At 55.7% G+C, this 13,639-nt stretch carries 9 protein-coding genes; 1 reads left to right on the top strand and 8 read right to left on the bottom strand.

From position 1 onward, the window contains the following. The first annotated feature begins 171 nt into the window (after positions 1 to 171). Entirely contained in the window at positions 172 to 1,101 is a 930-nt protein-coding gene (aaeR, locus tag OGX81_RS06815; protein ID WP_049010571.1) for an HTH-type transcriptional activator AaeR, read from the top strand. 102 nt (positions 1,102 to 1,203) lie between these two features. Here the strand turns inward: aaeR and tldD are convergent, their stop codons facing one another. The 8 genes from tldD to csrD all read right to left on the bottom strand — a co-directional run bounded on the left by tldD (position 1,204) and on the right by csrD (position 13,627). Further along, positions 1,204 to 2,649, bottom strand: coding sequence for a metalloprotease TldD (gene tldD / locus OGX81_RS06810; RefSeq protein ID WP_104868125.1), 1,446 nt, complete (start codon positions 2,647 to 2,649; stop codon positions 1,204 to 1,206). A 185-nt stretch (positions 2,650 to 2,834) separates the two neighbouring features. Beyond that, positions 2,835 to 6,635, bottom strand: a complete 3,801-nt coding sequence (yhdP, locus tag OGX81_RS06805; RefSeq protein WP_104868124.1) for an AsmA2 domain-containing protein YhdP — start codon at positions 6,633 to 6,635, stop codon at positions 2,835 to 2,837. Between the two features lie 67 nt (positions 6,636 to 6,702). Next, positions 6,703 to 8,172 (bottom strand): ribonuclease G, encoded by a 1,470-nt coding sequence (gene rng, locus OGX81_RS06800; RefSeq protein WP_012135381.1) that lies wholly within the window; start codon positions 8,170 to 8,172, stop codon positions 6,703 to 6,705. Continuing rightward, positions 8,162 to 8,755 (bottom strand): Maf family protein, encoded by a 594-nt coding sequence (locus tag OGX81_RS06795; RefSeq protein ID WP_012135382.1) that lies wholly within the window; start codon positions 8,753 to 8,755, stop codon positions 8,162 to 8,164. Before OGX81_RS06795 ends, rng begins: the two co-directional genes overlap by 11 nt. A gap of 8 nt (positions 8,756 to 8,763) precedes the next feature. Beyond that, complete coding sequence (gene mreD, locus OGX81_RS06790; RefSeq protein ID WP_012135383.1) at positions 8,764 to 9,252, bottom strand: rod shape-determining protein MreD; 489 nt, start codon at positions 9,250 to 9,252, stop codon at positions 8,764 to 8,766. Beyond that, entirely contained in the window at positions 9,252 to 10,271 is a 1,020-nt protein-coding gene (mreC, locus tag OGX81_RS06785; RefSeq protein WP_049009237.1) for a rod shape-determining protein MreC, read from the bottom strand. Before mreC ends, mreD begins: the two co-directional genes overlap by 1 nt. A gap of 64 nt (positions 10,272 to 10,335) precedes the next feature. Then, positions 10,336 to 11,379, bottom strand: a complete 1,044-nt coding sequence (gene mreB, locus OGX81_RS06780) for a rod shape-determining protein MreB (protein ID WP_000913396.1) — start codon at positions 11,377 to 11,379, stop codon at positions 10,336 to 10,338. 307 nt (positions 11,380 to 11,686) lie between these two features. Further along, positions 11,687 to 13,627: an RNase E specificity factor CsrD gene (csrD, locus tag OGX81_RS06775; RefSeq protein ID WP_047460917.1), complete on the bottom strand. Its 1,941-nt coding sequence runs from the start codon at positions 13,625 to 13,627 to the stop codon at positions 11,687 to 11,689. Positions 13,628 to 13,639: the final 12 nt, after the last annotated feature.

Genomic DNA, 13,639 nt, shown 5'->3' with positions numbered 1-13,639 from the left:
TTATAAAGAGAGTGCAGGCGATACAGTTTTCAGCCAATGCCACCGCAGGGAAGGGCGTGGAAAGCCAGGCGAGAGCGGCATAGCGGTTATTTGAATAATAATATATTAACGTAACTGTTATGCTGTTATCTATAATATGTGATCTAAATCACTTTTAAGCCAGAGTGAATAATGGAAAGATTAAAACGCATGTCGGTGTTCGCCAAAGTCGTTGAATTTGGCTCCTTTACCGCTGCTGCCAGACAGCTACAAATGAGCGTTTCCTCTATCAGCCAGACCGTGGCAAAACTGGAAGATGAGCTACAGGTTAAGCTGCTAAACCGCAGTACGCGCAGCATTGGGCTGACCGAAGCCGGTAAAATTTATTATCAGGGTTGCCGTCGGATGCTGCACGAAGTGCAGGATGTCCATGAGCAGCTTTATGCCTTCAACAACACGCCTATCGGCACCTTGCGAATTGGTTGTTCTTCAACCATGGCACAAAATGTCCTCGCCGGGTTAACGGCCAAAATGCTGAAAGAGTACCCTGGCCTGACGGTTAACCTGGTGACCGGCATCCCGGCGCCGGACCTGATCGCCGATGGTCTGGACGTGGTGATCCGCGTCGGTGCGTTGCAGGACTCCAGCCTGTTTTCACGCCGTCTGGGGGCAATGCCGATGGTGGTGTGCGCCGCCAAAAGCTATCTCGCGCAATTTGGCGTGCCGGAAAAACCCGCCGACCTCAGCAATCACTCATGGCTGGAATACAGCGTGCGCCCGGATAACGAGTTTGAGTTGATTGCGCCGGAAGGGATCTCCACCCGGCTGATCCCACAAGGGCGCTTCGTCACCAACGATCCGATGACGCTCAGCCGCTGGCTGACCGCAGGCGCCGGGATCGCCTACGTTCCGTTGATGTGGGTGATCAATGAGATCAACAGCGGAGAGCTGGAGATCCTGCTGCCCCGCTACCAGTCCGATCCACGCCCGGTTTACGCGCTGTATACCGAAAAAGATAAGTTGCCGCTGAAGGTGCAGGTGGTGATTAACTATCTGACAGACTATTTTGTCGATGTCGCGCAGTTATTTCAGGGAATGTACGGTCGAGGGAAAGAGAAGTGATCAACGGCCCGACTACAGAACAGGCAGGCCGGATAAGGCGTTCACGCCGCGCCCGGCAAAATGCCCGATAACGCAATGGCGTATCGGGCCGACAAAACGACTTTACGCGGTGCCGCCCACGGTCAGGTTATCCACTTTTAACGTCGGCTGGCCCACGCCTACCGGCAGACTCTGCCCTTCTTTACCGCAGACGCCAACGCCGTTATCCAGTTTCAGATCGTTCCCGACCATAGAGATCTGCTGCATCGCTTCGATACCAGAACCAATCAGCGTCGCCCCTTTCACGGGTTTCGTCACCTTACCGTTTTCGATCAGGTACGCTTCTGAAGTCGAGAACACAAACTTCCCGGAGGTGATATCCACCTGCCCGCCGCCAAAGTTAGGCGCATAGATACCGTATTCCACAGACTCGATAATCTCCTGCGGCGTGGATTTCCCGGCCAGCATATAGGTGTTAGTCATACGCGGCATCGGCAGATGCGCATATGATTCACGACGTCCGTTACCGGTCGGCGCAACGCCCATCAGACGCGCGTTGAGTTTATCCTGCATGTACCCTTTCAGGATGCCGTTTTCAATCAACACGTTGTACTGGCCCGGCGTACCTTCATCATCAATAGCGACCGAACCACGGCGATCGGCGATCGTGCCGTCATCAACCACGGTACACAGCTCAGATGCGACCAGTTCACCGATATGGCCGCTGAACACCGACGTACCGCGACGGTTGAAATCCCCTTCCAGTCCGTGGCCTACCGCTTCGTGCAGCAGCACGCCAGGCCAGCCCGCGCCCAGCACAACGGGTAATGTTCCCGCCGGAGCGGCAACCGCCGACAGATTCACCAGCGCCATGCGCACCGCCTCTTTCGCCCAGGCATCGGCGCGTACTTCACCGTCCAAATCGCTTAAGAAAAAGTCATAACCAAAACGACCGCCGCCGCCGCTGGAGCCACGCTCGCGTTTACCGTCTTCCTCTACCTGCACGCTGACAGACAGACGCACCAGCGGGCGCACATCCGCCGCCAGCGTACCGTCGGTCGCTGCCACCAGAATCAGCTCATACACGCCGGTCAGGCTGGCCGTCACTTCCTGTACGCGCTTGTCGGCTTCACGCGCCGCCTTGTCCACGCGACGCAGAATGTCGAGTTTCTCTTCGCGGCTCATGCTCTGTAGCGGGTCAATAGCGGTATAAAGCATCGGGTGCTCTACCGCGCCCAGTGTTTTTACTTTGCCGTCGCCGCTGTCGCGTACGATGGTACGCGCGGCCTGCGCGCTCTGCTCCAGCGCTTGCAGGCTGATCTGATCGGCATAGGCAAACCCTGTTTTTTCACCGTTGATAGCGCGCACGCCAACGCCCTGATCGATATTGTAAGAACCATCTTTGATGATGCGATCTTCTAAAACCCAGGATTCGTGATAGCTCGACTGAAAATAGAGATCGCCGTAATCGAGACGGCGTTCGGCCAGTTGGCCCAGAATGGCAAACAAATCCTGATGGTTCAGGCCGTTCGCCGCTAGCAATTGTTCACTTACCAGGTTCAGACTCATCGTTTTGCTACTCGTTAGTTACTGTTGTAGGCCTGATAAGACGCGCCTGCGTCGCCATCAGGCGCTTCAATGCCGGACTGCGGTAGAAGTTATGTAGGCCGGATAAGCGCAGCGCCATCCGGCTTTTGCAGTTCGTCATTCATTTCTATTTACTGAGATTGGGGCAATTACTCGCCCCCGTCAAATCATTGCTGGCTTTCTTTACGCGGCTGGCGCAGGACTTCGTTAATCTGCGGTTTGTCTACCGGGCCCGTGATGCGATAGCGCAGAATGGAGACTTTGCTCCACAACGGCCCCAACACTTTACTCGCGGCAAATACCGCCGCCCCGACAATCGGGTTCACCGCAAACGCGGCGGCAACCCCTACCGTGGCGGAGATTTCCGGTGCGACGACGGCTTCAATATCGAGTTCCCGACGCACCAGATTGACAGAACCTTTCATGGCGATGTCGGCCTCCAGCCCATCCACCAGCGTATCGTCAGTGTGCATCACACCGTCTTTGATCCACGCCGTACTGCGAATAGAGTCAAAGTAGAAACCGTCGCTGAACGTATCGCTAAAATCAAAACGCAGCTTACGCAGCAGTGCGTCAAAGCTCAGCAAACGCAGAAGCTGCCCCGCATGACCGGTGCTCAGCTCGGTAATTTCACCTTTCCCCAGGCGGGTACGTAAAATGCCATTAAGGGAAGCCTCATCCGGCTGCCAGGGCAGGTTACGCCAGTGTAAGTCATAGTCCACGTTAAACGAGGCGTTGCGGATGGGGGTCGAAACGCCAAAGAATCCCGCTGCGGCATCAATTTTATGGCCGCGCAGTTTCCCCTTCAGCGACGTGCGCTCGCTACCCGGCGTGTTCACCCAGACACCCTCAGCCGTCAGCCGGGAGAAGCCCGTATCCAGCAGCCCGTTACTCAGGGTCAGCGTATTTCCCTGAATCGCGACGTCGCCGTCAATACGCCCATATTTTTGCCCCCACAGCCAGCATTCGACGCAGCGTAACTGCACATCAGGCCAGCCGCGGAAACTGACTCGCTCAAGGGAGGAGAACGGCGAGGTCGCCTGCGCGCCGTCTGTACGCTTCGCCGCGCTCGGGTTGTAATACAGGTATTTGATGTTCGCCTGCCACGGGGCATTATTGCGTATCGCCAGCGTGGCGTTAACCTCGCGCCCCTGCGCTTCGATCTTCTGACCATTCAGCGACGGCTCAGAGACAATGCTCAGGTTATTCCACTGTTGCCCGCCCAGCGACAGCGAAGGCGTTCGTAGCGTCACGCGCTGCGGCAAACTGGTCTTTGCGCCAACGTTATCCGCCGCGCCTTTCTGGAACAGCGCCAGCCACTCTGCGCCATCCATTGCCGGAAGATTAAGCTCAACGCCTTGTCGGTCAGGCAATGTCGGCGTGGTGCGGCTATCCGTTGTCCAGATCGCCCGATCCAGCGTCAGTTTCTGATTCAGCAGCCAGCGGCTGTTAAAGTGATTATTTTTCCCGGCGCTGCCGGTCAGCGCGAAGCCACGCAAGTTACCGTCAGCCTTAATGCTCACCGGCAAGGATTCCCCGGCCTGCTTGTCGAGCGGTGACGGTAAGTGACTGCTCACATTCTTCAGGTCGCCTTTCAGTTCTACGTTGTATGTCGCACCAGAGTGATAAGGAAGCGCAATGCCCACTTTACCGTTCCACGCCATACCGCCGCTTATAGCATCGTTCACCTGCGCAGGTAGCACGCCCATACGGCCCGGCTGCCAGTTGCCGTTAAGGTTGACGTCGACCTGATAGGCCTTTTCCCCTTCATTGGTGGAGAAATCCACGTTCAACGGCTGATTAAACCAGTTTGCCGTTAACGGTTCGCTCTTAAGATTGCCGTTGTTGAAGCTGAACTTACCGCTCAGGTTCTTCAGCGTGCTGTCGAGCGGCTTAATGAACAAACTATTATTACGCAGCAAGACATCCCCTTTGGCGGTGACCAGCTCGCCATCCAGCGGAATATCAAGATGTAAGCGAGCATTCACATCGCCGTCAATCTGGAGCTGCTCCAGCGTGGCACCGAGAGAATCTTTCAGCGGCGTGTCGTCAAAATACGGGCCGACCGCTTTACCCGGCCCATTGATATCGGCATCAATCAGCAGCTTTTCTTTGGCATAGTCCGGGATGATCGCGGTCAGATTGCTGGCCTTAACACCGCCCAGATTGACGCTATCCGCCTTCATCCACAGGCCATCGTTCAGGAAGTCCAGCTCAATGTTGAGGTCGGTCAGCGCGGGCCAGTCAGGCTGGAAAGCAAACTTCGCGTTACGCAGCGGCACCAGCACTTCAAACTGACCTTCATTATGTTTGTAGGGGAAAAGATGTGGATTGCCGCCATACACCAGCGTAGCGTTATCCGCTTCGCCGCCCTGAATCGCGCCGCTAAGGTAATCAACCAGCTCTTTGCCCATCAGGTTTTCCGGGAAATAACGCCAGGCCTGTGAACCGTCATCGGTGCTGATCCCCGCCAGAATCCCCAGCCAGGGCTCCTCTCCGGCGGGTTGCAGATAACGAAAACCGCCGCGCGCATGTACGGCTTTCGCTTTCACGTCGATGTTGCGCCCGTCCAGCTGAAACCCTTTGTCATTCTTCAGCCAGGTGAGCGTCGCCACGCCGCTTTCAATTTCCAGCGGTGCGCGAAAGACGGTTTCATACGGCATTTCGGCCTGCTGCATCGAGGCGGTCAGCGCGCCGTTTTCCACGCTGCCGGACAAGGTGCCGGAGAAGTGTTCCGCGCCCGGTAAGAGCTTCCACTGCTTCCAGGCGAGGTTATCCCACGACGCCTGGAAACGCGTTTTCTCCGTCGCCTGTAGCGGGATATCCAGCGCGAGAGTGTCTATTTTTCCGCGTGGCTGTGTGGCCTGCCAGATGTCGCCCAGCGCAGGCGAGAGTTTCGCCGCCACCGGACGCAGCCCGTCCATATCGGCCAGTTCAAGGTTGCTGGCGCGAATACGCAATTCATCGCTGCGTATGTTGTTCTGACCGCCAACTTCTTGTTCCGGCACCCAGGCCAGCGTTAACGCGCCGCGCGGCCAGGGTTTGCTATCCAGCGTGATACGCGTGTCAGGAATATAAAACTGCCAGCCCGGCTGTTCGCGCGTAATGTGCGCGGTCAGGTTATCAACGGAAAGCGTGTGCGAATGATTATCGCCCTGCCAGCTCGCGCCGCCCTGCTTAAGCCAGATATCGCCGCTGGAGACTTCGCCTTTCGTGAGCGTCATCCAGCCTTCCAGACTAAAGCGCGCGGTTTGCAGCGCCACGTTATCCTGCATCCATTTGCCCAGCCACGGCTTCACGTCAATATCGTCGGCCTGTAGCCAGACCCGACCGTTGTTCAGCAGCCCGTCGTCGTCACGCAGATCCATACGAACCTGCATCACGCCATGCTGCCCGGTCAGGCTGGAGAGGCTGACCTGACCTTCCGCGCGGTGCCTGTCTTTGCCGTTCAACCAGGTAAGCTGCGGGATCGCCAGTTCGGCTCGCTGGCCTGATAAGGTCAGAAAGCTAATTTGGCTGTCCCGGAGATCGAAGTGATCAAACTGACGCAGGAAAAGATCGCTAATACGGTTGGTTTCAATGCCTTCGTCGCTGTCGCTGCGTTGGATCGGCGTATTGGTGCGGATGTGCAGTTGCCAGAAGGTGAGATCGCGAAACTGCCAGCGCATGTGCAACAGGCTTTGCCAGACATCCAGCGCCAGCGTGACGCGCTTTACTGAAAGCTCGCCGCCATCTTTCAAACTGGCATGGATGTCCCGGGCTTCAAGCGTGGGGCCAAAGGTTTGCCAGTTCGCATGCAACTGGCTGGCGGCAACAGGAATACCCGTGGCAGATTCAATTTTGCTGAGGATCGCCGGGCGCCAGCTATCCAGATGGGGGAGCGCAAGGCGCAATCCACTGATCAGCAGCGCAACGACGACGACGAGCGCGGCTCCAGTGAGCAGTAATATCCCCGGCAATCGCCTCACGCGTCTCTCCTTGTCTGCCAAAAATGTGACTCACAAACCCGTTATCCGGCCTGGAAACGGCGGTCTTTTACATCATTACGACGTCAAATTGCTCCTGGTTATAGAGCGGTTCAATCTGGACTTTAACTTGCTTGCCGACAAAAATTTCCACCTCTGCCAGCGCGTGCGACTCTTCGCCTTTTAACGTTTCCGCCACCGCCGGAGAGGCATAAACGAGGAAACGATCGGAGTCGTAGGCATGATGCACACGCACGATTTCACGCATAATTTCATAGCAGACGGTTTCCACCGTTTTCACCGTACCGCGTCCATGACACGTTGGACATTCATTGCATAGCACATGTTCCACGCTTTCGCGGGTACGCTTGCGGGTCATCTCTACCAGACCCAGTTGCGAAAAGCCGTTGATGCTGGTTTTCACGCGATCTTTGCTCAGCGCCTGCTCCAGAGAATGCAGTACCCGACGGCGATGATCTTCATTATTCATGTCGATAAAATCGATGATGATGATACCGCCCAGATTGCGCAGACGCAGCTGCCGCGCAATCGCCTGCGTCGCCTCAATATTGGTATTGAAGATCGTGTCATCGAGATTACGGTGCCCGACAAACGCCCCGGTATTGATATCAACGGTGGTCATGGCTTCGGTTTGATCGATAATCAGATAACCGCCGGATTTCAGTTCCACCTTGCGTTCCAGCGCGCGCTGAATCTCATTTTCAACATCAAAGAGATCGAAAATCGGCTGATGACCGCTGTAGTGTTCGAGCTTGCTGGTCATCTCAGGGATATATTCCGCAGTAAATTCCAGCAATGCCTCGTACGTCAGACGCGAATCCACGCGGATTCTGTCCAGCTCGGCATCGGCAAAATCACGCAGTACGCGCTGCGCCAGCGCCAGTTCGCCGTACATCTGATAGCGCGTTTGCGGCCGCTTTTTACGCTCCATGACTTTCGTCCAGACGCGTTTGAGGTAAGCGGCATCCGACGCCAGATCCTCTTCGCACACCCCTTCCGCCGCCGTACGGATGATAAATCCGCCCTGCTCGTCGCAATACTCCGCCACCACCTTCTTCAGGCGTTCACGTTCGGTTTCGCTTTCAATACGCTGAGAAACGCCAACGTGCGACGCGCCGGGCATAAAGACGAGGTAGCGGGAAGGCAGCGTGATGTCCGTCGTCAGGCGCGCGCCTTTGGTGCCAAGCGGATCCTTTACCACCTGCACCATCAGATCCTGCCCCTGACGCACCAGCTCAGAGATGTCGCGTACGGTGAAGTTCTTTTGCTCTTCACCCGCCACGCATTCGGTATGCGGCATAATGTCTGAAGCATGAAGAAACGCGGCTTTCTCCAGTCCAATATCTACAAAAGCCGCCTGCATACCCGGAAGTACACGGCTTACACGGCCTTTGTAGATATTGCCTACGATGCCTCGTCGCGCTTCACGCTCAATATGAATTTCCTGAAGAATACCGCCATCAATGTACGCCACGCGTGTTTCCGATGGCGTTACGTTTACCAACAATTCAGCCGTCATGTTTATCTCTTTTCTCACGCAGTGCGTTAAAATTGCTCAGCAACTCATACGTTTCAACCAGCGGTAAGCCGACCACGGCGTGATAGCTGCCGTTTATCTTCCTGACAAAACAGCCACCCTGCCCCTGAATACCGTATGCTCCAGCTTTATCCATAGGCTCACCGCTGGCAACATAGCCCGCGATGTCCTCATCACTCAGTGTTCTGAACGTCACCTCCGTCACCACCAGACAATCCAGCACGTACTGGCTGTCCGCCAGCGCGACGGCCGTCATCACCTGATGCGTCTGCCCCGACAGTTTGCGCAGCATATGCGCCGCGTGTTCTGCATCGCGCGGTTTTTCCAGCACTTCACCGTTAAGAATCACGATAGTATCGGCGCCCAGCACCGGCAAGTCGCGCGCCGTTTGCGCCACGCCTGCCTGCGCCTTTTCCCGCGCCAGACGGGAGACATACTGTTGCGCGCTTTCGCCTTCGCCACGCGTTTCTTCAATTCCCGTAACGATACGTACAAAAGAGACGCCCAGCTGCGCAAGCAGCTCCTGGCGGCGAGGTGAACCGGAAGCAAGATAAACGTCAGTCATAGAAACCTTTACTGCACAGCAAACTGCTGGCGCACTTTGCGCATCAGCAGGAAAAGCCAGGGCCAGAGCACACCGTTTACTACACTACTCCAGAATACTTCCGGTCTGAAAGAGACGTTGATCACTAAAAACTCGGCCCAGAAAACAATAATGTCCACGACCAGTGAGAGCAATATCACCACCAGCGCCTGTTGCCAGAGCGCCAGGTTACGGAATAGCTGGAATTTCAGTGCAACCAGATAAGCAATGATACTCATCGACAAGGCCCGCACGCCAAGCGTGGAGCCGCTGATCAGATCCAGTATGGCACCCATCACAAAACCTGTACCCACATTTACGCGGTGCGGCAGTGCGAGGATCCAGTACAGCAAGATAAGGAGCACCCAGTTTGGCCGGAAAACGATGATGTCATCCGGCCAGGGCATGATTTGCAGCAATAGCGCAATAAGAAACGAGAGCCAGATAACCCAGCGACCCTGGCTACGATAACTTGCCACTATTGCCCCCCCGTTGCGCGCGTAGCCGCCGGTTGTTGAGGCGCGGCAGGCGCCGGGCTAATCCCCGTGGCAGGGTCCGGCATTGGCGCTGGCGGCCCCATCGCATCTGGCGAAGGCAGAACCTGCGGCATCATCTGCATCAGTCGTTCGTTAGCGACGCGATGCACATCTTCCGGCGTCATCGGATTAGCGCCGTTGCGATCGGCTCCCCACAGCAGCAGCAGATAACGCAAACGCTGTAAACCCGCAGTCGGACGCGCCTGAATCACGGTGTAAGCACGTTGGGTGTCCAGCTTGACGGACGAAACCACGCCCACCGGATACCCTTCCGGGAAACGGCCGCCCAGACCCGACGTTACCAGCACATCGCCAACGCGAATGTCGGTGTTTGCCGGCAAATGCTCAAGCTGTAAATCGTCCGTGCAGCCGTTACCGGCGGCAATGACGCGGATATCGTTACGCAGCACCTGAATCGGCAACGCATGTGTCGCATCGCAAATAAGCAGAACGCGGCTGGTCAGTTTCGCCACCGCAACGACCTGGCCCACTACGCCTTTGTCGCTGATGACCGGTTGCCCCTCATAGACCCCGTTCACGCTTCCTTTGTCGATCACCACCTGATCGCTGTAAGGATCGTTAACCGTGGAGATGACCTGAGTCACCATTTTTTGTTCGTCCTGACGCAGCGGCGAACCCAGCAGCTCGCGCAAACGCGCGTTCTCCTGTTTGTATTGCCCCAGCATCAGCAATTCGCTGTTTTTCAGCAACAGTTCCTGGCGCAGCGCCCGGTTTTCAAGTTCGAGTTGGTCACGCGAAGCCAGCGTTTGCGACACGCCGTCGAGTAATTCACGGGGACCATTGGAAATAAAGTAGAAAGGGCTGACGGCGGTATCCATGTACGTGCGGATTTGGCTGAACGTCCCCAGGCGGCTGTCGGCTATAATCACGCCGAGCGCCACCAGCACCGCCAGAATAAGGCGAATCTGTAGCGACGGGCCACGGCTAAAAATTGGCTTCATAAGTTTGCGTATTCTCGTATCAGAGTCGGCAGGGTAATCAAACCATCACCCTGCCGGTATCCGATTACTCTTCGCTGAACAGGTCGCCGCCGTGCATATCGATCATTTCCAGCGCCTTGCCGCCGCCGCGCGCCACGCAGGTCAGCGGATCTTCAGCAACAACGACAGGAATGCCGGTTTCTTCCATTAACAGACGATCAAGGTTACGCAGCAGCGCGCCGCCGCCCGTGAGCACCATACCGCGCTCGGAGATATCAGACGCCAGTTCCGGCGGGCACTGTTCCAGCGCAACCATCACCGCGCTCACAATACCGGTCAGCGGCTCCTGCAACGCTTCCAGAATCTCGTTGGAGTTCAGGGTAAAGCCGCGTGGAACGCCTTCCGCCAGGTTACGCCCGCGAACTTCGATTTCACGCACTTCGTCGCCCGGATACGCAGAACCGATTTCGTGTTTGATACGTTCTGCGGTCGCTTCGCCGATCAGAGAACCGTAGTTACGGCGCACGTAATTGATGATCGCTTCGTCGAAGCGGTCGCCGCCAATACGCACAGAAGAAGAGTAAACCACGCCGTTCAGAGAGATAACGGCCACTTCCGTCGTACCGCCACCGATATCGACAACCATTGAACCGGTTGCTTCAGACACCGGCAGACCGGCGCCGATTGCCGCAGCCATCGGTTCTTCGATCAGGAACACTTCACGAGCGCCAGCGCCCTGTGCGGATTCACGAATCGCACGACGCTCTACCTGGGTCGCTCCTACCGGTACACACACCAGCACACGAGGGCTTGGACGCATAAAGCTGTTGCTGTGCACTTGTTTGATGAAGTGCTGGAGCATTTTTTCAGTCACGAAGAAGTCAGCGATAACGCCGTCTTTCATCGGGCGAATAGCAGCGATATTGCCCGGCGTACGACCCAGCATCTGCTTCGCATCATGACCTACTGCGGCCACGCTTTTCGGTGAACCGGCACGATCCTGACGAATGGCCACAACGGAAGGCTCATTCAATACGATGCCTTGTCCTTTTACGTAAATGAGGGTATTCGCAGTACCCAGGTCAATGGACAGGTCATTGGAAAACATGCCACGAAATTTTTTCAACATACTAAGGGATAATCCTGAAAGCTGGGGCGGAAAACAAAATCCGCTTACTTTACCAACCACACGCAGCAGCGACAAGGCGCAAAAATCATCTGCTACGGTGAAAATTAGCGCAGTACGTTTCCTTTGTTACAAATCTCTGTCTGGGTCCATCAGAACTGAATACATCAGCAGCAATCCTGGCCTTCATTTGCAACCTGTAAAAGGTCGTTTACCTGCATATTTGCTGCAACAATCTGGCGAGCAGACAAGCACACCCCCATGAGGCACAGCGCGCGTTATTCTACGTGAAAACAAATTAAACGGCAGGTTAAACCGAGTATCTTTGCGAATATTTTTTCACGTTGGTGTCAAGTGGTTGGGAGGAGGCAAAAAAATCCCCCTGTCCGCCCGCCACTCCGCGCCCCGTCAGCGTATGCCACTCGCTACGCGAACGGACGCCTGTCGCGTAAACCTGCGTATGCGTTCCCGTGCAAGCTTCCACCAGGCTCTGTACCAGCAACTGGTTTTCCGTTCGTTTCTCAATGTTTCTTACCAGACTCGGATGAAGTTTCAGTAATTCCACATTAAGTTCTTTAATCCAGCTGGTACTCACCAGCGTCAAACCCGCCTGTGTCACCGCGATCCGAACGCCAAGCGCATTCATTAAACGAATAACAGGCTGTAACCGACTGATGTGTTGACAAACATCTGCCTCGGCAAGTTCAAAAATAATACGTTTTCGCTGCGATTTTTCGCACTGCATCAACGTATCACGCAGCCAGCGCTGAAACCGTGGGCGGATCAACGATTCTACCGTTACCTGCATCGCCAGATTTTCCTCCGGCCAGTATTTCAGCAGCGGGATCAAACGGCTAATTTGCAAGCGGTCATACTCTTCCGATAAACCGAACTGCAATACCATCGGCATGTATTCCGCCGAAATCACCTCTTCGGCGCCGTCAAAGATACGGCACATCAGCTCCCGGTGGTGTACGCGTCCTTCACGCATTACCGCCGGTTTCTGATAAATCCGCGGCCCGCCCCGGCTGAGCATCTGCTCAATAAGGGTGCGCCAGCGTACGTTGCCTCGGCCTTTTTCCGGCAGCGAATCGTCATACACCGCCCAGCTGTTCCCTCCCTGCAACACGGCATTTCGGGTCGCGGCTTCGGCATGTTCCATCACCTGCTCCGTTGACTGACCGCTACGCCATGCGCAAATGCCGATATGTACCATATCGTCACGATCGAGCTTTTTATTAACCGGTAATGCATCTACCGCTTTTAATAACTGCCCGGCGATGCTCTCCGCTTCTTTCAATGTGCGGTGCGGCAACAGGACGGCAAAGTCGCTGCGGTGGTAGCGCGCCAGCAGCGAACCCGGGTAGCGCATAATAAATGTCGACAGCAGATTAATCAGCGCAAACAGCTGTTCTTCCGCGAGATCGCGTCCCCAGCTGTCGTGAAGCAGGTTAAAGTCTGGCAGGCGGATCATCATCACCACGCCATGCGATCCCACTTTTTCCTGATCTTCCAGCAGCGTCGCCAGTTGGTTATCAAAAAACAGGCGATTGCCCAGCCCGGTTTTGACATCCTGCGCCGCATAAGAACGGATAAGCGTATCCAGACGGCTGCGCTGTTCGCTGGCAAACTGAATTTCAGACAGCAGCATATCCAACGCGCTGCTGGTACGCGCGGGCCATTCATAGACCGACCCTCGCGCATTCGGCCCGCGCTCGCCGTTCAGAATACGCGTTGCACGAATTTCCAACAGCTCCTGCCCGGACAGCTGGCGCTGTAGCCAGCGTACCGATAAGAACAAGATGAGAACGATAAAGCCGATCGCCAGCGTGAGCGGCGCGGTGGTCACGAGCGAGTGAAAATAGTTGCCCATCGGGTCCTGAAACACCACATGCAGCGAGGTGCCGGGATGCTTTACCAGCGGAATCGTCAGCTCACGATACAGGTTGTTGCTTCCCGCTGGCCGATAGCTGCTGTTGCGCGAATGGCTATACACCTGGCGGCCATCCTGCAACAAATCGACGCGCACGATATCGACCGATACCATCAGTTCATTAATCTGCGGCGTTAGCGTGACAAAATCAGAGGAGACAAGATGCGTGTCAATAGCGGTGGCGACCGCCTGAATGCGGCTGGTGAATTTATTCTCGATGGCATTGTAAAAACTCAGCGAGCAGCCGATGAGCGTAACGAAAATCGTTAACCCGGTAAGCAGCGTGACAAAGGCTGAGAATTTCGTCGTTAATCGCATCCGTGTGTTAAC

It is taken from the genome of Citrobacter sp. CK206 (assembly GCF_030333125.1).
GTDB lineage: Bacteria > Pseudomonadota > Gammaproteobacteria > Enterobacterales > Enterobacteriaceae > Citrobacter_B > Citrobacter_B koseri.
The sequence above is the reverse complement of the archived record's forward strand: the minus strand, read 5'-3'. Positions and strand labels throughout refer to the sequence as shown.

Excerpts from the sequence above, each read along its gene's own strand:
- aaeR (WP_049010571.1), top strand. The coding sequence starts at position 172 with ATGGAAAGATTAAAACGCATGTCGGTGTTCGCCAAAGTCGTTGAATTT.
- tldD (WP_104868125.1), bottom strand. The coding sequence starts at position 2,649 with ATGAGTCTGAACCTGGTAAGTGAACAATTGCTAGCGGCGAACGGCCTG.
- rng (WP_012135381.1), bottom strand. The coding sequence starts at position 8,172 with ATGACGGCTGAATTGTTGGTAAACGTAACGCCATCGGAAACACGCGTG.
- OGX81_RS06795 (WP_012135382.1), bottom strand. The coding sequence starts at position 8,755 with ATGACTGACGTTTATCTTGCTTCCGGTTCACCTCGCCGCCAGGAGCTG.
- mreC (WP_049009237.1), bottom strand. The coding sequence starts at position 10,271 with ATGAAGCCAATTTTTAGCCGTGGCCCGTCGCTACAGATTCGCCTTATT.
- mreB (WP_000913396.1), bottom strand. The coding sequence starts at position 11,379 with ATGTTGAAAAAATTTCGTGGCATGTTTTCCAATGACCTGTCCATTGAC.
- csrD (WP_047460917.1), bottom strand. The coding sequence starts at position 13,627 with ATGCGATTAACGACGAAATTCTCAGCCTTTGTCACGCTGCTTACCGGG.